The sequence below is a fragment of the Pseudomonas sp. PB105 genome (assembly GCF_009764655.1).
GTDB lineage: Bacteria > Pseudomonadota > Gammaproteobacteria > Pseudomonadales > Pseudomonadaceae > Aquipseudomonas > Aquipseudomonas cyclaminis.
Genome location: NZ_RWIO01000021.1, coordinates 1 through 19,768, shown reverse-complemented (window position 1 = coordinate 19,768; position 19,768 = coordinate 1). Strand labels below are relative to the sequence as shown.

The window sequence follows — 19,768 nt, the reverse complement described above, 5'->3', positions numbered from 1 at the left end:
TCTTCAACAACTTCAACCACTTGCGCTTCAGATCTCTCATCAGCGGGAGGCGAATTCTACAGCGTTACACGCTGCTGTCAACACCTCTTTTTCAACTTCCTTTTGGCTTCGATGAACTGAAGCAACCTGCTGCCGAAAACTGCGTAACTCATTGTTTACCAAGGAGTTTTCCGTTTCGACTGCGCCGGAAGTGGGGCGAATTATAGGCTTCCAGAATCTGGCGTCAACCTTCTTTTTCATATTTCTGTCATATAAGTCAAAAATGCCCCTCAAACGCAAAAGCCGGCCCCGGGGGCCGGCTTTGCGCCTACCAAGCCTTACAGGCTAGGGAAAGCGAACTGCGACGCTTCATGGCTCGCCCGCTGCGGCCAACGCTGGGTAATTGCCTTGCGACGGGTATAGAAACGCACCCCGTCCGGCCCATAGGCATGCAGGTCGCCAAACAGCGAGCGCTTCCAGCCACCAAAGCTGTGATAAGCCACCGGCACTGGAAGTGGAACGTTCACCCCAACCATGCCCACTTCAATCTCATCACAGAACAGACGAGCCGCTTCACCATCACGCGTGAAGATACACGTCCCGTTGCCATATTCGTGGTCGTTGATCAGTTGCATCGCCGCTTCCAAACTGCTCACCCGCACCACGCACAACACAGGCCCGAATATCTCCTCCTTATAGATACGCATCTCAGGCGTCACACGGTCAAACAGGCTGCCACCGAGGAAGAAGCCCTCTTCATTCCCGGCAATGCTCAATCCACGGCCATCAACCACAAGCTCCGCCCCCGAAGCCACACCGTCTTCTATATAGCCGCTGACCTTATCCCGTGCCTGCCCTGTCACCAGCGGCCCCATATCCAACCCACAGGTCGTGCCAGCGCCAATCTTCAGCGCCTTGATCTGCGGCACCAACTTGGCGATCAATGCATCCGCAACCTGGTCACCCACGCACACCGCCACCGAGATCGCCATGCAACGCTCACCGCAAGAACCATATGCCGCGCCCATCAAGGCACTGACTGCGTTATCCAGATCCGCATCCGGCATCAGCACCGCATGGTTCTTCGCCCCACCCAGCGCCTGTACGCGTTTTCCGCGCTTGGTCGCTTCGGAGTAGATGTACTCGGCAATCGGCGTCGATCCCACAAAACTCAGCGCCTTCACTTCCGGCGCCTCAATCAGCGCATCCACCGCGCCCTTGTCGCCATGCACCACACTCAACACACCCTTAGGCAGGCCGGCTTCCTGCAACAATTGCGCAATCAACAACGTCGAACTGGGATCACGCTCAGAAGGTTTCAGGATGAAACAGTTACCGCACACGATTGCCAGCGGATACATCCAAAGCGGCACCATCGCCGGGAAGTTGAACGGTGTAATACCCGCCACCACGCCCAAAGGCTGGAAGTCCGACCAGGCATCAATGTTCGGCCCCACGTTGCGGCTGTACTCGCCCTTCAGAATCTCCGGCGCCGAGCACGCGTACTCAACGTTCTCGATACCGCGCTTCAACTCACCCGCCGCGTCTTCCAGGGTCTTGCCATGCTCCTCGCTGATCAACTGCGAGATGCGCGCTTCGTTCTGCTCCAGCAACTGCTTGAAACGAAACATCACTTGGGCACGCTTGGCCGGCGGCGTATTGCGCCAAGCCGGGAATGCGACTTTGGCTGAGTCGATCGCCTGTTGAATGGTTTCACGGCTGGCCAACGGCACCTGGTGAATCACCTGGCCGGTGGACGGGTTGTACACGTCGGCACTGCGACCGCTGTCGTTGACCAACTCACCGTTGATCAAATGCTGGATAAGGCTCATGCAGGGCTCCTGAAAAGTTGTTCTATATAGAAGGAGAAATCAGTCGATCTTGTTCAGCACTTCGCCGACCGCATCAAACAGGCGGTCCAGGTCCTGCGGCTTGCTGTTGAAGGTTGGCCCGAACTGCAGAGTGTCACCACCAAAACGCACGTAGAAACCGGCTTTCCACAAGTCCATGCCGGCCTCGAATGGACGCACGATGGCATCACCGTCACGCGGGGCAATCTGGATCGCACCGGCCAGGCCGTAGTTGCGAATGTCGATCACGTTCTTGCTGCCCTTCAAGCCGTGCAGCGCATTCTCAAAGTGCGGAGCGACTTCGGCTACGCTCTGCACCAGGTTTTCCTTCTGCAACAGGTCGAGTGCCGCCAGGCCAGCCGCGCAAGCGACGGGGTGCGCCGAGTAGGTATAGCCGTGGGGGAATTCCACCGCGTACTCAGGCGTCGCCTGGTTCATGAAGGTCTGATAGATCTCGCTGCTGGCAATCACCGCGCCCATTGGAATCGCGCCGTTGGTGACTTGCTTGGCGATGCACATCAGGTCCGGGGTCACGCCAAAGCTGTCGGCGCCAAACATCGAGCCGGTACGGCCGAAACCGGTGATCACTTCGTCGAACACCAGCAGAATATTGTGCTGATCGCAGATTTCACGCAGGCGCTTGAGATAACCCTGCGGTGGCACCAGCACGCCCGCGGAGCCAGCCATCGGCTCGACAAACACTGCCGCGATGTTGGACGCGTCATGCAGTTCGATCAGCTTGAGCAGCTCATCGGCCAACGCGATGCCACCCAGCTCAGGCATACCACGGGAGAACGCATTGCTCGCCAGCAAGGTGTGCGGCAGATGGTCGACATCCATCATCGCCTGGCCAAACATCTTACGGTTGCCGTTGACACCGCCCAGGCTAGTGCCTGCGATGTTCACACCGTGATAACCACGGGCGCGGCCGATCATCTTGGTCTTGGTGGCCTGGCCTTTCAGGCGCCAGTAAGCACGCACCATCTTCACCGCCGTATCAGCGCACTCGGAACCGGAGTCGGTAAAGAACACATGATTCAGGTTGCCTGGGGTCAAGTCGGTAATCTTTTCCGCCAGCTGGAAGGACAACGGATGACCGTACTGGAACCCGGGGGAGTAGTCCAAGGTGCCCAATTGCTTGGCGACCGCTTCCTGGATTTCCTTACGCGTGTGCCCTGCGCCGCACGTCCACAGGCCTGACAGCGAGTCGTACACCTTGCGGCCCTTGTCATCGGTCAACCAGCTGCCTTCGGCGGCCACGATCAAACGTGGGTCTCGCTGGAAGTTGCGGTTGGCGGTGTAGGGCATCCAATGCGCGTCCAACTTCAATTGGCTGGCCAGGGACGATGGGGCGTTTTCGGGCATGTTCATCAGCAAAACCTCGCAGGGCAAAAGGCAGCGTCGGGATTGAAAAGCGTTCTTGCAGCTAAATTGCCATGGCGATAAAGTCGGTGAAATTCAACTCTTCTAACCTTCAGTCAGGCCTTCACTAAACTATGAGCAGCCGTCGACCCGATCCCCTGGCCCAAGTCAGCGACTTTGATATTCGTCTGCTGCGCATCTTTCGCAGTGTGGTGGAGTGCGGTGGGTTCTCGGCGGCGGAAACCGTACTCGGCATCGGGCGCTCGGCCATCAGCCAGCAAATGAGCGACCTTGAACAGCGTCTCGGATTACGTCTGTGCCAACGCGGCCGCGCAGGTTTTTCCCTGACGGAAGAGGGCCGCGAGGTTTATCAATCGGCCCTGCAACTCTTAAGTGCGCTGGAAAGTTTCCGCACCGAGGTCAACGGCCTGCACCAGCATTTGCGCGGAGAGTTGATCATCGGCCTTACCGACAACCTCGTCACCCTGCCCCATATGCGCATTACTCACGCCCTGGCCCAATTAAAGGAACGCGGCCCGGACGTGCAGATCCAGATCCGCATGATTGCCCCCAATGAGGTCGAACAAGGCGTACTCGACGGTCGCCTGCATGTCGGTGTAGTGCCACAGGCCAGCGCCCTCTCCGGATTGGAGTACCAACCGTTATATAGCGAACGCTCGCTGCTCTACTGCGCAGTCGGCCACCCGCTGTTTTACGCCGACGACAAGCAATTGGACGACGAGCGCATCGACAGCCAGGACGCCATCGCACCGACCTTCCGCCTGCCTGCTGAAATCCAGGCCCATTACCAAGCCCTTAACTGCACCGCCAGCGCCTCGGACCGCGAAGGCATGGCGTTCCTGATTCTCACCGGCCGTTACATCGGTTACTTGCCCGACCACTACGCCAGCCTGTGGGTGCAACAAGGCCGACTGCGCGCGCTGAAATCGGCTACACGTTTTTACGATTTAAGCCTCGCATCGGTCACCCGCAAGGGACGTCGCCCTCATTTGGTGCTGGAAAGCTTCCTCGACAGTCTGGCCACAACGCGCTAGCACGGGGCTTACGCTAAAAGCTGAGCAACTGGACAGCTTTTTGCAAGGACAGATGGAACATGAACCATCCGCCTTGAGTTAACCCGCCATGCCACCAGAATCTAGCAGCCCCAGCGACCTGATCTACGGCCTCAACGACCGTCCCAAACCGGCGCCAGCCTTTTTGGCCGCACTGCAACATGTGCTGGCGGCGTTTGTCGGCATCATCACCCCGCCACTGATCATCGGCTCAACCCTGGGCCTGACCGCCCATTTGCCCTACCTGATCAGCATGGCGTTGATGGTTTCCGGTGTCGGCACGTTCATCCAGGCGCGCAGGCCATTTGGCATCGGCGCGGGGATGATCTGCCTGCAAGGCACCAGCTTTGCCTTTCTTGGCGCGGTGCTGTCGGCGGGTTTCCTGGTGAAACAACGCGGCGGCAGCCCGGAAGACATCATGGCGATGATCTTCGGCGTGTGCTTTTTCGGTGCCGTGGTGCAGATCGTGCTGAGCCGTTTTATCGGCCAACTACGCCGAGTCATCACGCCGTTGGTGACCGGGATTGTCATCACGCTCATCGGCATCAGCCTGATCAAAGTGGGTATCACCGACCTCGGCGGTGGCTTCAATGCAGCGGATTTCGGTGCGCCCACCAACCTTGCGTTGGGCCTGTTCGTGGTGCTGACGATCATCCTGCTCAACCGCTCCAACACGCCGTGGGTGCGGCTCTCGGCCATCATCATCGGCCTCGCGCTTGGCAGCCTCGCGGCCTGGTTCAGCGGAAAACTGGTGCCCCAGGCCCTGCCAGACTTGCCTCTGATGAGCCTGCCAATACCGTTTCGCTTTGGCTTCAACTTCGACTGGAGCGCTTTCCTACCGATCGCGCTGATTTACCTGATCAGCAGCATCGAAACGGTCGGCGACCTCACCGCCAACTGCATGATCGCGCGCCAGCCCATCAGCGGCCCTTCTTATATAAGCCGACTCAAGGGCGGCGTGCTGGGTGATGGTGTGAGCTGCATGATCGCCGCCACCTTCAGCGCCTTCCCCAACACCACCTTTGCTCAGAACAACGGCGTGATCCAACTCACCGGCGTCGCCAGCCGTTACGTTGGCTTATATATAGGCGTGGTGCTGTTTTGCCTCGGCTTGTTTCCGTTGATTGGCGCGGTGTTGCAGCAAATCCCCAAACCCGTATTGGGCGGCGCGACCCTGGTGATGTTCGGCAGTGTGGCGGCCGCAGGCGTGCGCATCCTTGCCCAGGCGCCGCTGGACCGCCGCAGCATGCTGATCATCGCCACGTCGTTTGGCGTCGGCCTGGGCATCGCCGCGCAACCGAACTTGCTGCACCTGATGCCGACGCTGGTGCAGAACCTGTTTGACTCGGCCATCACCAGCGGCGGGCTGACGGCCATCGTGCTGTGCCTCCTGCTGCCGGAGTCCAAGACAACTGAAGCTGCCGCAAACCACGCGCCGGAAAGCGACACACTGGAACCGCTTTAAGGGTTTTATTGCATCAGGACTTGTCTGAGGCTTGAGGGTGGGTTATCTGTGCACACGTCGTCTCTATCGATCAGCACGGTAATCTCCATGAGCCTCGAAGTTCCTGCCCACAGCAACCACGCCGGTAAGCCCGCCAGCCGCATTCGGCAAAAGAACGAACAAGCGATTCTCCAGGCTGCTGAAGATGAATTCGCGCGCCATGGCTACAAGGGCACCAGCATGAACACCATTGCTGCCAGTGCCGGATTGCCGAAGGCCAACTTGCACTACTACTTCACCAACAAGCTGGGCCTGTATATCGCCGTGCTCAGCAATATCCTCGAACTGTGGGACAGCACCTTCAACACGCTGACCGCCGAGGACGACCCGGCCGTGGCCCTCTCTCGCTACATCCGCACCAAGATGGAGTTTTCGCGACGCCAACCCCAGGCCTCGCGGATCTTTGCGATGGAGATCATCAGCGGCGGCGAATGCCTCACCGAATATTTCAGCCAGGACTACCGCACCTGGTTCAGTGGCCGAGCGGCCGTGTTCCAGGCCTGGATCGACGCGGGCAAGATGGACCCCATCGACCCGGTACACCTGATCTTCCTGCTATGGGGCAGCACCCAGCACTACGCCGACTTCGCCACGCAGATCTGCCGCGTCACCGGTCGCACCAAGCTGACCAAGCAAGACATGGAAGACGCGGGCACCAACCTGATTCACATCATTCTCAAAGGCTGCGGCATCAAGCCGGCCCTCTAGACGAAGCCACTTATGCCTTTCACGCTCACCGGTCTTTGCGAATTTCGTGAAGAAATACGCAAAAGCCGCTTCATCACCCTCGCCGCGCCAATCACCAGCCCACAGGACGCCCAGGCATTTTTCGAGCAACACAGCGACCTGAACGCCACGCACAACTGCTGGGCCTGGAAGCTGGCCGACCAATACCGCAGCAGTGACGACGGCGAACCCGGTGGCACTGCCGGGCGACCGATTCTGGCAGCTATCGAAGCCCAGGGTTTTGATCAGGTCGCCGTGTTGGTGATTCGCTGGTACGGCGGCATCCAACTGGGCACCGGCGGCCTCGCCCGTGCCTATGGCGGCGGTGCGAATAAATGCCTGCAGAATGCCGAGCGCCTCGAACTGATCAGCCGCGTGCCGTTGAGTTGCGCCTGTGGTTTCTCCGAGTTGAACCTGGTGAAACTGCGCGTGGCTGAACTCGGTGGCCTGGTGGTGGAGGAACACTTCACCGCCAACGGTGTGGAACTGCAACTGGCGCTGGGTGAAGCGCACATCGACACGCTCCAGACGCAGCTTGCCGACCTGAGCCGTGGGCGTATCCTGCTGCAACGCTGAAACTGTTACTGTAATTTGCTGAATCCCCCTGAACCGCGACTCCAAAGGAAGCTTTTCATGTCTACGCCAAAAACCGCACTGATCATCGGCGCCTCGCGCGGGCTGGGCCTTGGCTTGGTCAAGCAACTGCTCCAGGACGGCTGGGACGTAACCGCCACCGTACGTGATCCGAGCAAGGCCGATGCCCTGAAAGCCGTGGGCCCGGTACAGATCGAAAAACTCGACATGGACGATCAGCAAGCCGTGATCGCCCTGGCCCAGCGCCTCAAAGAGCGCACCTTCGACCTGCTCTTCGTCAACGCCGGCGTCAAAGGTCCGGCCAACCAGGAACCTGGCCACGCCACCCTGGCGGAAGTCGGCCAACTGTTTTTCACCAACGCCGTGGCGCCGATCAACCTGGCCCAGCGCTTTGTCGGACAGATCCGCAAAGACAGCGGCGTGCTCGCATTCATGAGTTCGGTGCTGGGCAGCGTGACCATCCCCGACGGCTCGGACCTGGCGCTGTACAAGGCCAGCAAGGCCGCGCTCAACTCCATGACCAACAGCTTCATCACACAACTGGGCGACCACAAGCTCACCGTGCTGTCGCTGCACCCAGGCTGGGTAAAGACCGACATGGGCGGCGAAAACGCGCACATTGATGTCGACACCAGCGTGCGCGGCCTGGTGGATCAGGTAAATGCCTACACCGGTAAAGGCGGCCACCACTTCGTGGACTACAAAGGCGACACCATCGCCTGGTAAACACCCCATTGATAGCGTCTTTTTCCTACGAGTAGACCAGATCCCGAACTACACGTAATCTACCCAGCTCGCCCTCACGGGCGACCCTGGATCAGCAGACAGGGCAACACTGAGCTGGCAAACCTGAACCCATCATTCAGAGGAGCCGGCCAATGCCTGCGACCCGTATCTGGTTAAAAAACCCCCTCGCGATTTTCACTGCCAATGGCCTCGATGCCCGTGGCGGCCTGGTGCTGCAAGACGGTGTGATCACCGAAGTGCTGGCCCAGGGGCAAGCACCCGCACAGCCCTGTGCCGAGGTGTTCGATGCCCGCGAGCATGTGGTCCTGCCGGGGTTGATCAACACCCACCATCACTTCTATCAGACCCTCACCCGCGCCTGGGCGCCAGTGGTCAACCAGCCGTTGTTTCCCTGGCTGAAAACCCTGTACCCGGTGTGGGCGCGGCTGACCCCGGAAAAGCTCGCCCTGGCCACCAAGGTCGCACTGGCTGAGTTGCTGCTCTCCGGCTGCACCACCGCGGCCGACCACCACTATCTGTTCCCCGACGGCCTGGAAAATGCCATCGATGTGCAAGTGGAAAGTGTGCGCGAACTGGGCATGCGCGCGATGCTCACCCGGGGCTCCATGAGCCTGGGCGAAGCCGACGGTGGCCTGCCGCCGCAACAGACCGTGCAACAAGGCCAAGTGATCCTCGACGACAGCCAGCGCTTGATCCACGAATACCACGAGCGTGGCGACGGCGCGCAGATCCAGATCGCCCTGGCGCCCTGCTCGCCGTTCTCCGTCACCCCGCAAATCATGCAAGCCAGCGCCGAACTGGCCAACAGCCTCGACGTACGCCTGCACACCCACTTGGCGGAAACCCTCGACGAAGAAGATTTCTGCCTGCAACGCTTCGGCCTGCGCACCGTGGATTACCTCGACAGCGTCGGCTGGCTTGGCCCACGCACCTGGCTGGCCCATGGCATTCATTTCAACCCGGATGAAATTGCCCGCCTCGGCGCCGCCGGTACCGGGATCTGCCACTGCCCAAGCTCGAATATGCGCCTGGCGTCCGGCATCTGCCCGACCCTCGACCTGCTGGCTGCCGGCGCGCCGATCGGCCTGGGCGTGGACGGTTCCGCCTCCAACGACGCGTCGAACATGATCCTCGAAACCCGCCAGGCCCTGTACATCCAGCGCCTGCGTTACGGCGCGGAAAAAATCACCCCGCAAGGCGTGCTCGGTTGGGCTACCAAAGGTTCGGCGCAGTTGCTGGGGCGTACGGATATTGGTGAGTTGGCCGTCGGTAAACAGGCCGACCTGGCGCTGTTCAAGCTCGATGAGCTGCGGTTCTCCGGCAGCCATGATCCGATTTCGGCGCTGCTGCTGTGTGGTGCGGATCGGGCAGACCGGGTGATGGTAGGGGGCAAATGGCGGGTCATTGATGGCCAGGTGGAAGGGCTGGACCTGAAAGGCTTGATCGCCGACCACACCCAGGCAGCCCGACAACTGATCGCCGGAACCTAAGCAAACGCACTTCAAAAGGTGGGCGAGGGTTTGACCTCTCCCACACCTTTATCTGCTGTGTTCCTACAACCCCAGCAGAGACAACATGATAAACGTCGCAAACAACACAAAATGGGTCATCCCTTCGATGGCATTGGTTTCGCCATCGTTGAGGTTGATCGCGCTGACGATCAACGTGATAAACACCATCACGGTTTGCACTGGCGTCATCGCCATCTGGAACGGCTGGCCAGTGTAGAGCGCCATCGCCTCCATCACCGGCACTGTCAAAATCACCGTCGACAACGACGCACCCAGCGCAATGTTCACCACTGACTGCATGCGATTGGCCAATGCAGCGCGCAACGCTGTCAGGATTTCCGGTGCTGCCGAGATCGCCGCGACCACAATCGCCGTGATCACTGGCGGTGCGCCCGTGCCTTCCAGACCCAGGTCGAGGGTTTTGGACATCACCTCGGCCAGCGCGCCAATCACAATCACGCCAAACACCAGCGTGCCAATGGAGAACGCCAGGTTCACCGGCGGCGTCTGCTCCTCTTCCGGCAGTTTCTTGCGGCGTTTTTCCGGGTAGCTGTAGCTGAAGAAATAACTGTGAGGCCCCACCTGCATGCGCAGGAACAGGGTATAGAGCACCACCATCGCGCCAATGGTGAAGGCTGAGTAAATTTTCCAGTCGGCTTTGGGGATAAATTCCGGCACCACCATCGACACGCCCATGGCCGTCAGGATCATCACGCTGTAGGTACGCGCCGAGTCATCGTTGTAGGACTGCTCGCCATGTTTGATGCCGCCCATCAACGCGGCCAGGCCGAGGATGCCGTTGATATCCAGCATTACCGCGGAGTAAATGGTGTCACGCACCAAGGTGGGCGACGGCTCGTTGCTCATCATGATCGCCAGGATCACCACTTCCACCAGCACGGCGGCCAGGGTCAGGATCATCGTGCCGTAAGGGTCGCCGACTTTTTCCGCCAATTGCTCGGCGTGATGGGCCACACGCATGGACGCCACCACGATAAAACCGATCAGCGCCACGCCTGCCAGCAGCGCGACCATTTGCCCGCTGTGCAGCATCCAGTGCTCCAGCGGGTAGGCGGCGATGGCGGCAATCAGCGCCAACAGCATGAATTTTTCTTGCTTGAGAGAGGAGAGCATTCGGGGCCTTTTCGTACAGCAAATCAGTCATTGATGGGGTACAGACTGCGCCACGCTGCTAACGTTTCGTTACACCTTAGTTCAGAACCCTATTGCGTGAATTAAACGAATACTCTCCTGCCGGTCAGGTTTTACCGATTATTTCAGCCATGACCTGTAGAATGCGCCCATTGCACCTGATGAGAATTTAGACATGTACGATTGGCTCAACGCCCTGCCCAAGGCTGAACTGCACCTGCACCTGGAAGGCTCGCTGGAGCCTGAGCTGCTGTTCGCCCTGGCCGAGCGCAACAAGATTGCGCTGCCATGGAACGACGTCGAAACCCTGCGCAAGGCCTACGCCTTCAACAACCTGCAAGAGTTTCTCGACCTGTATTACAAGGGCGCCGATGTGCTGCGCACCTCCCAGGACTTCTACGACCTGACCTGGGCCTACCTGCTGCGCTGCAAAGAACAGAACGTGATCCACACCGAACCCTTCTTCGACCCGCAAACCCACACCGACCGTGGCGTGCCGTTCGAAGTCGTGCTCAACGGCATCGCTGCTGCACTCAAAGATGGCGAGCAGCAACTGGGCATCACCAGCGGCTTGATCCTCAGCTTCCTGCGCCACCTGAGCGAAGACGAAGCGCAGAAAACCCTCGACCAGGCGCTGCCGTTCCGTGACGCGTTCGTGGCCGTGGGCCTGGACAGCTCCGAGATGGGCCACCCGCCGAGCAAGTTCCAGCGGGTGTTCGACCGGGCCCGTCATGAAGGCTTCCTCACCGTTGCCCACGCCGGCGAAGAAGGCCCACCGGAGTACATCTGGGAAGCCATCGACCTGCTGAAAATCCAGCGAATCGACCACGGTGTGCGCGCCATCGAAGACGAGCGCCTGATGCAGCGCATTATCGACGAGCAGATCCCGCTGACCGTGTGCCCGCTGTCCAACACCAAGCTTTGCGTGTTCGACGACATGGCCCAGCACAACATCCTCGACATGCTGGAACGTGGTGTGAAGGTGACCGTGAACTCCGATGACCCGGCGTACTTTGGTGGTTATGTCACCGAGAACTTCCACGCGCTGTACACCTCTCTGGGCATGACCCAGGACCAGGCCAAACGTCTGGCGCAAAACAGCCTGGATGCGCGACTCGTAAAGCCGTGACGTAAGCAAATGTGGGAGTGAGCGCCTGTGACGAGGGCGTTTGCTCCTACAGCGCAGCCAATCGGGCGATTTCCGCCACCCCGACGTCGTTGACCACCACGGCCCGGGCCTCGTTGACCAGGCTGATCCAGTTCGATTGCAGGAACAACTGCAACAGCCCCGCGCCCAACGCGCCACCCAGGTGCGGTTGCTGCTGGCTCCAATCGAAACAGTCGCACACCAGCGGTGATGCCAGGGCTTGAGTAAAAATACCCAGGCCCGCCAATTGCTGCACACCCTTGACCGTGACTTCAATGCGTTGCTCGCGACGCTCGATCCACCCCGCCACCAACATCCGTTCATACAGCCCCGCCGCCAGCTCACCGCCGAGGTGACCCCGGCACAGCCGAACATGGCGCAACAATGGTGGCGCCACCAACGCCAAGGGTGGAGCATCCGGCGAACTGCGTATTGCGCTGGCCAGGGTGGTACTGGCCAAGGCATCGATGGCGACGCTCACGTCGACAGCCGCCACGCGGAACAGCCGTTTACCGCGCCGGGCTTCGATCCGTAGCAAACCACTCCCAGTCAGCCGTGCCAGATGCGCATTGGCCGAGGCCGGCGACAGCCCGGCAAGCGTAGCCAGTTCCTCAGAGGACTTGGCTGAGCCGTCCATCAGGGACCAGAGCATGGCGGTGCGTTTTGGCTCAGCGAGCAAGCTGGCGATCTGACTGATGCATGGTGCCTCTTCCATCGATTCACTCCCTGTCGACTTATTTTTGTACTGCGGTTGGCGCCAAAGTATAGGGTCGTAAACCGGCAGTTCCTTAGCGTCTTACAGCGCGAATAGGGACAGCATCTGAGTGAAATTTCCTTGTGTGATGGAGGCTATTTACCTAGCGCCTAATCGCTCCGGCAATTGAGCGGTCAATGTCGCACAGCGAGACACGAGCATTTCTCGCAACAGGTTGATGGGTTTGCTCAACTGCGCGCGATGCGCGCACAACAGATTGAGCGGTGTGCGCTCGCCGCGCAGCTCCGGCAGGATCAGGCGCAGGCGCCCGGCCAGCACGTCGGTGCTCACATCCAGCCAGGATTTATAGGCAATGCCTACACCGGCGACGGCCCAGCGGCGCACCACGTCGGCATCGTCGCTGAAGCGGTCGCCACTGACCGTCAGGCTGACGTCGCGCTTGCCGTCGTGAAAGGTCCAGTGGTCATGCACGCGACTGCCGAGCATATACAGCAGGCAATTGTGCTGGGCCAATTGCTCCAGATGTCGCGGCTCACCGTGGCGTGCGAGATAACTGGGCGCCGCGCACAGCACACGAACGTTGTGCGGCGCGACGGGCAGTGCAACCAGGCTGGAATCCTCGGGTTCGCCATAGCGCAGGGCAATGTCCACCGGCTGGCGAAACAGGTCGGCAATCCGGTCACCCAACAACAGGCGCACGGTGAGCTGCGGGTACTCACGCTGGAATTCGTCCAACCACGGCAGCAGTTGGTTGCGGCCAAAATCCGAGGGGGCCGACAGTTGCAGCACACCGCTGACATGGTCCTGGCCGCTGGCCAACAGGCGCCGCCCTTCATCCAGAGAACTCAACGCGGCGCGGGCATACTCCAGAAAGCCTTCACCTTCGGCCGTCAGGCGCAGGCTGCGGGTGGAGCGCGCCAGCAAACGTGTGCTCAATTGTTGCTCGATACGCTTGAGTGCCGCGCTGGCCACGGCGGGCGACAAGTCCATCACCCGCGCCGCCGCCGACAAACTGCCCAGGTCGGCCGCGCGCACAAACAACTGCAAATCATCAAAGCGCAGCATGCTCCCCCCGATTATCAAAATTCTATTGAAACAGAGTGCTGTTTTAGCGGCTTTTATGTTCTTGGGAAATAACCAATTATTTGCCCATCCCGTTCACCCGCCGTTTTGGAGCCCCCATGAAAGCCATTGCCTACTACGCATCACTGCCCATCACCGATGAAATATCCCTGCAAGACATCGAATTGCCGGAGCCCATCGCCGGCCCTCGCGACCTGCTGGTGGAAGTCAAAGCCATTTCGGTGAACCCGGTGGATACCAAGGTGCGCCAGAACGTCTCCCCGGAAAACGGCGCCGCCAAGGTGCTCGGATGGGACGTCGCCGGTGTGGTCAAGGCGGTCGGCAGTGACGTGAGCCTGTTCAAGGTCGGCGACAAGGTGTTCTACGCCGGCTCCCTGGTACGCCCAGGCGGCAACAGTGAACTGCACACCGTGGACGAGCGTATCGTCGGCCATATGCCCAAGAGCCTGGGCTTTGCCGAAGCCGCCGCGCTGCCGCTGACCGCCATCACCGCTTGGGAACTGCTGTTCGAGCGCCTGCAAGTGCGTGAGGGTAAAGACGACGAAGGCCAGAGCCTGCTCATCGTCGGCGCTGCCGGTGGCGTCGGTTCGATCCTGACCCAACTGGCCAGCCAGCTCACCGCATTGAAAGTGATCGGTACCGCCTCGCGCCCGGAAACACAGGCATGGGCCAAGGCGCTCGGCGCCGATCTGGTGATCGACCACAGCCAACCGCTGAGCGAAGCGCTGAAACACGCCGGCCACCCGCAGGTGACCCACGTTGCCAGCCTGACCCAGACCGACCATCACCTGGATCAACTGGTAGAAGCCCTACAGCCCCAGGGCAAACTGGCACTGATCGACGACCCCAAGGCATTGGACGTGAGCAAGCTCAAGCGCAAGAGCCTGTCGCTGCATTGGGAGTTCATGTACACGCGCTCGATGTTCGAGACGCCAGACATGATTGAGCAACACAACCTGCTCAATCGGGTGGCCGAGCTGATCGACGCCGGCACCCTGGAAACCACGGTGGGCGAGCACTTCGGTGTGATCAATGCAGCGAACCTGCGCCGCGCCCACGCCCTGCTGGAAAGCGGCAAGGCCAAGGGCAAGATAGTGCTGGAAGGCTTCTGAAATAACGGCTGTCAGTGTCGTCCCTTATTCGTGTAAGTAATGGACGACACCGCTAGTCAGAGAGTTGATCTTTGTCATATTTGTGAGCGTATTCGGGTTTATATTGGCCGCCTTTGCCACGATTCTTTTACGTGAGGAAGTCAGCAATGAAGATCCTGATAAAAGCGTTAGCAAAATCCCAGTGGGAAGTTCGTCTGGACCAGAAGGCGATTACTTTTCACACTGAAGCCGAGGCACGCGCCTTTGCCGATACCCTGCAAGCGCGCATCCAGGCGCCCCACCGCTTTCCAATCAGCCAGCAACATTCCGCCGCTGGCTGACCCGCTCGTCAGACCTGCGCTTGCGCGGCTCTCGCCCGTTGCAGGCGCTGGGTCGACACGGCCACCGTCACCGCCAATACGCCGCACAGGCTGATGACCATCGCCATCGGCATGGCCGTGCCATCGTGCAACACCCCCACCAACGACGCCGCCCCCGCCGCCACACCAAACTGGATGCAGCCAAGCAGTGCCGACGCACTGCCGGCCCGTGCGCCCTGCCCGCTCATGGCACAGGCTGAGGTATTGGGCAAAATGCAGCCCAGGCTGGCGATGCAGATAAACAGTGGCACCAGCAATGGCCACAGCGCATCAGTGCGCAACGCGGTGATGCCCAGCAGCGTCAGGCCTGCCAGCAGATACACCCACACCGAACGCGACAGCAAAAACGCCGGGCCACGCTTGGCCAGCAGGCGTGCGTTGAGCTGCGCCACCAGGATGAAGCCTGCGGCGTTGGAGCCAAACACCCAGCCGTAATGCTCGGCGGGCACGCCATACAGCTTGATAAACACGAACGGTGAACCGGCGATGTAGGCAAACATCCCGGCAATCGACAGCGCGCCGGTGAGGGCGTAGCCGAGGTAAACCCGGTCGGACAGCAACCCAAAGTAGCGGCGCAACGAGCCCGACAACGGCTGGCGCGGCTGATGGGCCGGGAAGGTCTCGGGCAGGCCGAATGCCACAGCAACGGCGGCCATCACACTGAAGATCGTCAACGCCAGGAAGATCGACTGCCAGCCCCACAACCCGACCATCACCCCGCCGGCCAGCGGCGCGAGGATGGGCGCCAGGCCGGTCACCAGCATCAATTGGGAAAACACTTTGGCCGAACCCACGGCGTCGCATTTGTCGCTGACCACCGCGCGGGAAATCACCATGCCGGCGCACCCGCCCAGGGCCTGCACGAAGCGGGCGCCGATCAGCCAATCCAGGGAGGGCGCGTAGGCGCAGGCGAAAGAGGCCAGGGTGAACAGGGTCACGCCGCTGAGCAGCGGCCCGCGTCGGCCGAAACGATCCGCCAGCGGGCCGTAGATCAATTGGCCAATGGCCAGGCCGGCGAAGTACACCGCCAGGGTCAGCTGGATGTGTTTTTCATCGGTGGCGAAGGCCGTGGCCATTGCCGGAAAGCCCGGCAGGTAGAAGTCGATCGCCAGCGGCGCGAAGGCGCTCAAGGCACCCAGGATCAGGATTATGCGAAGGTTCATCAGGCACCCAAGAGAGTCGGCAGCCCGACAGTCTAGCCGGGCCTGGGTGCCTTGAACATAACGATAGCTCGCTAACTATTAAAATCAGGCGAGCTTGGCGCTGTAGCCTTCCTCGGTGATCAGGCTGATCACCTTTTCGGCAGACAGGCGGCTTTCCACGCCCACTTCCTTTGCCGCCAGATCGACCTTCACACTGGCCGCCGGGTCCTGGCTCTGCACCGCCTGGGTCACGGCCTTGACGCAATGGCCGCAGGTCATTCCTTCAACGCTGAATACTTGCATGACATGACTCCTTTGATGAGGTTGAAACCAGTCTCGACCTTGCCACGATGGCAAGGTCAAGTTCTGAAAAAATCGGCCGGGCTGGTATTCGTCGGCACTGTCGGCCAAGCTTGAGCCATCTTTGATTCATACCACGGAGCATTCGCCATGCGCTGGTCGTTTTTTGCCCTTGCCGGCTTGATGAGTTTGTCTGCCGCTGCGCCCATGGCCAGTGCCGATCAAGACTATGCGGTGCTGATCATTTCCCGGGAGCGCCTGGAAGTGCTGACCAACTGCGAGATCGGCCTCTACCTGAATGACCAACTGGCCGGCCGGCTGTTCCAGGAACAGGCCACCTCCTTCAACCTGCCCGCTGGCGATGTGTCACTGCGCCTGAAACTGCTGCCGGGCCAGGCGCCGGGCTGCCTGCCAGGCCTGCTCGCCCCGCCCGCGCAGAACATCAAGCTCAAGGCCGGTGATGTACGCAAGCTGCGCATTGCCCAAGGCCCGGACGGCATGTACCTCAAAGCCGCTGCATTGGACTACTGAAGGCGCTTGACCTTACCCACAGGTCAAGGTTGATCCTAGGGGCAACTTCTCCTGGAGGACTGCCCCATGAATGGATCCACCACCTTTGATCTGCCCATCAGCGGCATGACCTGCGCCAGTTGCGCCGGGCGTGTCGAGCGTGCGCTGGGCAAGGTGCCGGGGGTGCAGAGCGTCAGCGTCAACCTGGCCAATGAGCGTGCCCACGTCCAAGTGCAGGGCCAGATGGACCCCGCCGTGCTGATCGCCGCCGTCGACAAGGCCGGTTACAGCGCGAGCCTGCCCCAAAGCGAAATAGCCACCGAGACCGATCAAGCCCAGCGCCTGCACCGCGAGCGTTGGTCGCTGCTGCTGGCGATTGCGCTGGCCCTGCCGTTGGTGCTGCCGATGCTGGTAGAGCCCTTCGGCCTGCACTGGATGCTCCCGGCCTGGGTGCAATTCGCCCTCGCCACCCCCGTGCAATTCATCTTTGGAGCGCGCTTCTATATAGCCGCCTGGAAAGCTGTGCGCGCCGGTGCCGGCAATATGGACTTGCTGGTGGCCATCGGCACCAGCGCCGGTTATGGCCTGAGTATTTACGAATGGCTCACCGCCCAGGTTGGAATGGCGCCGCACCTGTACTTTGAAGCATCGGCGGTGGTGATCGCCCTGGTGCTGCTGGGCAAATACCTGGAAAGCCGCGCCAAACGCCAGACCGCGAGTGCCATCCGAGCCCTGGAGGCCTTGCGCCCTGAACGCGCCCTGCGTGTGCAGGATGGGCGCGAAGAGGATGTCGCGATCAGCGCGCTGCAGCTCAATGACCAGGTGCTGGTCAAACCCGGCGAGCGTTTCCCGGTGGACGGTGAAGTGATCGAAGGCCAAAGCCATGCCGACGAGGCGCTGATCAGCGGCGAAAGCCTGCCAGTGCCCAAACAACCCGGTGATAACGTCACCGGCGGCGCCATCAATGGTGAAGGTCGCCTGCTGGTGCGCACCACCGCCCTTGGCGCTGAAAGCGTGTTGGCACGCATCATCCGCCTGGTCGAAGACGCCCAGGCCGCCAAGGCGCCGATTCAGAAACTGGTGGATAAAGTCAGCCAGGTCTTCGTCCCGGCCGTACTGGTACTGGCGTTGCTCACGCTGGTGGGTTGGTGGCTGTACGGCGCGTCGCTGGAAACGGCGATTATCAACGCCGTGGCGGTGTTGGTGATCGCCTGCCCCTGCGCCCTCGGGCTGGCCACGCCGACTGCAATCATGGCCGGCACGGGTGTTGCCGCCCGCTATGGCATCCTGATCAAAGACGCCGAAGCCCTGGAACGCGCCCATGAGGTGAGCGCCGTGGTCTTCGACAAGACCGGCACCCTCACCTCCGGCACGCCAAAGATCGCGCACCTGGTCGCGGTGGATGGCAATCAAGCCGTGCTGCTGCAACAGGCCGGCGCGCTGCAACGTGGCAGCGAACATCCGCTGGCCAAGGCCGTGCTGGATGCCTGCAACGAACAAGGGCTGAAGGTGGCGGATGTGAGCGCCAGCCAATCCCTGACCGGGCGTGGTATTGCAGGCACCCTCGACGGCCGGCCATTGGCCCTGGGCAATCGCCGCCTGCTGGAGGAAAGCGGCTTGAGCGCGGGGGACCTGGCAGGCTCCGCCAACGACTGGGAAGCCGAAGGCCGCACCTTGTCCTGGCTGATCGAACAGGGCCCGCAACCGCGCGTGCTCGGGCTGTTCGCCTTTGGCGACACCCTCAAGCCCGGTGCGTTGGCAGCCGTTGAGCAACTCAAGGCCCGGCACATCAGCAGCCATTTACTGACCGGCGACAATCGCGGCAGCGCCCGCGTGGTCGCGCAAGCGTTGGGCATCGACGATGTGCACGCCGAAGTGCTGCCCGCCGATAAGGCCGCCACCGTCGCCGCGCTTAAAAAAACCGGCGTAGTGGCGATGGTCGGTGACGGCATCAACGACGCCCCGGCCCTGGCTGCCGCCGATATCGGCATCGCCATGGGCGGCGGCACCGACGTGGCCATGCACGCCGCCGGGATCACCCTGATGCGCGGCGACCCGCGCCTGGTGCCGGCCGCCCTGGAGATCAGCCGCAAGACCTATGCAAAAATCCGCCAGAACCTGTTCTGGGCCTTTGTGTATAACTTGATCGGTATCCCCCTGGCCGCATTCGGCCTGCTCAACCCGGTGCTGGCGGGCGCGGCCATGGCCTTGTCCAGCGTCAGCGTGGTGAGCAATGCTCTGCTGTTGAAAACCTGGAAACCCAAGGACCTGGAGGATCAACGCCCATGAACATCGGCCAAGCCGCTCGCCAAAGCGGGCTGAGCGCGAAGATGATTCGCTACTACGAATCCATCGGCCTGCTCAAAGCCGCCCATCGCACGGACAGCGGCTACCGTGTGTACGGCCCGCAGGATTTGCACACGTTGGCGTTTATCAAACGCTCGCGGGATCTGGGGTTTTCATTGGAAGAGGTCGGCAAGCTGCTGACCCTGTGGCAGGACCGGCAACGGGCCAGCGCCGACGTGAAGGCCCTGGCGCGCCAGCACATTGACGAGTTGAACCACAAGATTCGCGAGCTGGAGCAACTGCGCGATACCTTGCAGGACCTGATGGAGCACTGCCAGGGCGATCATCGACCGGACTGTCCGATACTCAAAGAGTTGGCAGCGGGAAACTGCTGCGGCTGACAGGCTGTGCAAAAATCATTGTGGGAGGGGGCTTGCTCCCGATGGCGGTGGCTCAGTTAAAGATACTGAGACTGACCCACTGCTATCGGAGCATAGCTATCTACACAACTCTCAAAGGCTTATACATAACTCTGTGGTGAGCGGGCTTGTCCCGCGCTGGGCTGCGCAGCAGCCCCAAAACCAGGCAACTTGGTTTTTCTGAAAAAACGCGGTGG

Annotated in this window: 19 protein-coding genes; 12 read left to right on the top strand and 7 right to left on the bottom strand. The window is 60.8% G+C overall.

The features are described 5' to 3' along the window. Window positions 1-317 precede the first annotated feature (317 nt). Both EJD88_RS02860 and EJD88_RS02855 read right to left on the bottom strand, forming a co-directional pair. Window positions 318-1,811 carry a CoA-acylating methylmalonate-semialdehyde dehydrogenase gene (locus EJD88_RS02860; RefSeq protein WP_112193287.1) on the bottom strand — a complete coding sequence of 498 codons (1,494 nt, stop codon included), beginning with the start codon at window positions 1,809-1,811 and terminating at the stop codon, window positions 318-320. Window positions 1,812-1,850: 39 nt separating this feature from the next. Continuing rightward, a complete protein-coding gene (locus tag EJD88_RS02855; RefSeq protein ID WP_158876709.1) occupies window positions 1,851-3,200 on the bottom strand; it encodes an aspartate aminotransferase family protein in 1,350 nt (449 codons plus the stop codon). Between the two features lie 125 nt (window positions 3,201-3,325). Between EJD88_RS02855 and EJD88_RS02850 the strand changes: the two genes are divergently transcribed. The 6 genes from EJD88_RS02850 to EJD88_RS02825 all read left to right on the top strand — a co-directional run bounded on the left by EJD88_RS02850 (window position 3,326) and on the right by EJD88_RS02825 (window position 9,325). Further along, window positions 3,326-4,246 carry a LysR family transcriptional regulator gene (locus tag EJD88_RS02850; RefSeq protein ID WP_099583551.1) on the top strand — a complete coding sequence of 307 codons (921 nt, stop codon included), beginning with the start codon at window positions 3,326-3,328 and terminating at the stop codon, window positions 4,244-4,246. 88 nt (window positions 4,247-4,334) lie between these two features. Next, window positions 4,335-5,729: a uracil-xanthine permease family protein gene (locus EJD88_RS02845; protein WP_158876707.1), complete on the top strand. Its 1,395-nt coding sequence runs from the start codon at window positions 4,335-4,337 to the stop codon at window positions 5,727-5,729. Between the two features lie 87 nt (window positions 5,730-5,816). Beyond that, window positions 5,817-6,476 carry a TetR/AcrR family transcriptional regulator gene (locus tag EJD88_RS02840; protein ID WP_112193281.1) on the top strand — a complete coding sequence of 220 codons (660 nt, stop codon included), beginning with the start codon at window positions 5,817-5,819 and terminating at the stop codon, window positions 6,474-6,476. 12 nt (window positions 6,477-6,488) lie between these two features. After that, a complete protein-coding gene (locus EJD88_RS02835) occupies window positions 6,489-7,070 on the top strand; it encodes a YigZ family protein (protein WP_158876704.1) in 582 nt (193 codons plus the stop codon). Between the two features lie 57 nt (window positions 7,071-7,127). Beyond that, window positions 7,128-7,814, top strand: a complete 687-nt coding sequence (locus EJD88_RS02830) for an SDR family oxidoreductase (protein ID WP_099583555.1) — start codon at window positions 7,128-7,130, stop codon at window positions 7,812-7,814. Window positions 7,815-7,966: 152 nt separating this feature from the next. Then, on the top strand, window positions 7,967-9,325 hold the full coding sequence (locus EJD88_RS02825; protein WP_099583556.1) for an 8-oxoguanine deaminase: 1,359 nt from the start codon (window positions 7,967-7,969) through the stop codon (window positions 9,323-9,325). Window positions 9,326-9,388: 63 nt separating this feature from the next. Here EJD88_RS02825 and EJD88_RS02820 read toward each other — a convergent pair whose 3' ends face one another. Then, window positions 9,389-10,480 (bottom strand): calcium:proton antiporter, encoded by a 1,092-nt coding sequence (locus EJD88_RS02820; RefSeq protein WP_158876701.1) that lies wholly within the window; start codon window positions 10,478-10,480, stop codon window positions 9,389-9,391. Window positions 10,481-10,673: 193 nt separating this feature from the next. On the opposite strand from EJD88_RS02820, the gene EJD88_RS02815 reads away from it, so the two are divergent. Then, the gene (locus EJD88_RS02815) at window positions 10,674-11,627 is read left to right on the top strand and encodes an adenosine deaminase (protein WP_032887105.1); all 954 of its coding nucleotides are present in this window, start codon (window positions 10,674-10,676) and stop codon (window positions 11,625-11,627) included. A gap of 46 nt (window positions 11,628-11,673) precedes the next feature. On the opposite strand, the gene EJD88_RS02810 is transcribed toward EJD88_RS02815, so the two are convergent. Together EJD88_RS02810 and EJD88_RS02805 are read right to left on the bottom strand one after the other, a co-directional pair. After that, complete coding sequence (locus EJD88_RS02810) at window positions 11,674-12,360, bottom strand: helix-turn-helix transcriptional regulator (protein ID WP_099583559.1); 687 nt, start codon at window positions 12,358-12,360, stop codon at window positions 11,674-11,676. 138 nt (window positions 12,361-12,498) lie between these two features. Beyond that, window positions 12,499-13,425, bottom strand: coding sequence for a LysR family transcriptional regulator (locus EJD88_RS02805; protein ID WP_158876697.1), 927 nt, complete (start codon window positions 13,423-13,425; stop codon window positions 12,499-12,501). Between the two features lie 116 nt (window positions 13,426-13,541). On the opposite strand from EJD88_RS02805, the gene EJD88_RS02800 reads away from it, so the two are divergent. Together EJD88_RS02800 and EJD88_RS26960 are read left to right on the top strand one after the other, a co-directional pair. Then, entirely contained in the window at window positions 13,542-14,555 is a 1,014-nt protein-coding gene (locus EJD88_RS02800; protein WP_158876694.1) for a zinc-binding alcohol dehydrogenase family protein, read from the top strand. Between the two features lie 146 nt (window positions 14,556-14,701). Next, a complete protein-coding gene (locus EJD88_RS26960; RefSeq protein WP_177411507.1) occupies window positions 14,702-14,875 on the top strand; it encodes a hypothetical protein in 174 nt (57 codons plus the stop codon). A gap of 8 nt (window positions 14,876-14,883) precedes the next feature. Here EJD88_RS26960 and EJD88_RS02795 read toward each other — a convergent pair whose 3' ends face one another. Both EJD88_RS02795 and EJD88_RS02790 read right to left on the bottom strand, forming a co-directional pair. After that, the gene (locus EJD88_RS02795) at window positions 14,884-16,077 is read right to left on the bottom strand and encodes a multidrug effflux MFS transporter (protein ID WP_099583562.1); all 1,194 of its coding nucleotides are present in this window, start codon (window positions 16,075-16,077) and stop codon (window positions 14,884-14,886) included. 84 nt (window positions 16,078-16,161) lie between these two features. Beyond that, the gene (locus EJD88_RS02790) at window positions 16,162-16,359 is read right to left on the bottom strand and encodes a heavy-metal-associated domain-containing protein (RefSeq protein ID WP_112193270.1); all 198 of its coding nucleotides are present in this window, start codon (window positions 16,357-16,359) and stop codon (window positions 16,162-16,164) included. 147 nt (window positions 16,360-16,506) lie between these two features. Between EJD88_RS02790 and EJD88_RS02785 the strand changes: the two genes are divergently transcribed. The 3 genes from EJD88_RS02785 (at window position 16,507) to cueR (ending at window position 19,553) form a co-directional block, all read left to right on the top strand. Next, on the top strand, window positions 16,507-16,887 hold the full coding sequence (locus tag EJD88_RS02785) for a hypothetical protein (RefSeq protein ID WP_099583564.1): 381 nt from the start codon (window positions 16,507-16,509) through the stop codon (window positions 16,885-16,887). 66 nt (window positions 16,888-16,953) lie between these two features. Beyond that, on the top strand, window positions 16,954-19,155 hold the full coding sequence (locus EJD88_RS02780) for a cation-translocating P-type ATPase (RefSeq protein ID WP_158876691.1): 2,202 nt from the start codon (window positions 16,954-16,956) through the stop codon (window positions 19,153-19,155). Beyond that, complete coding sequence (cueR, locus tag EJD88_RS02775) at window positions 19,152-19,553, top strand: Cu(I)-responsive transcriptional regulator (RefSeq protein ID WP_112193266.1); 402 nt, start codon at window positions 19,152-19,154, stop codon at window positions 19,551-19,553. The genes EJD88_RS02780 and cueR overlap by 4 nt, the downstream gene beginning before the upstream one ends. The last annotated feature ends 215 nt before the right edge of the window (window positions 19,554-19,768 follow it).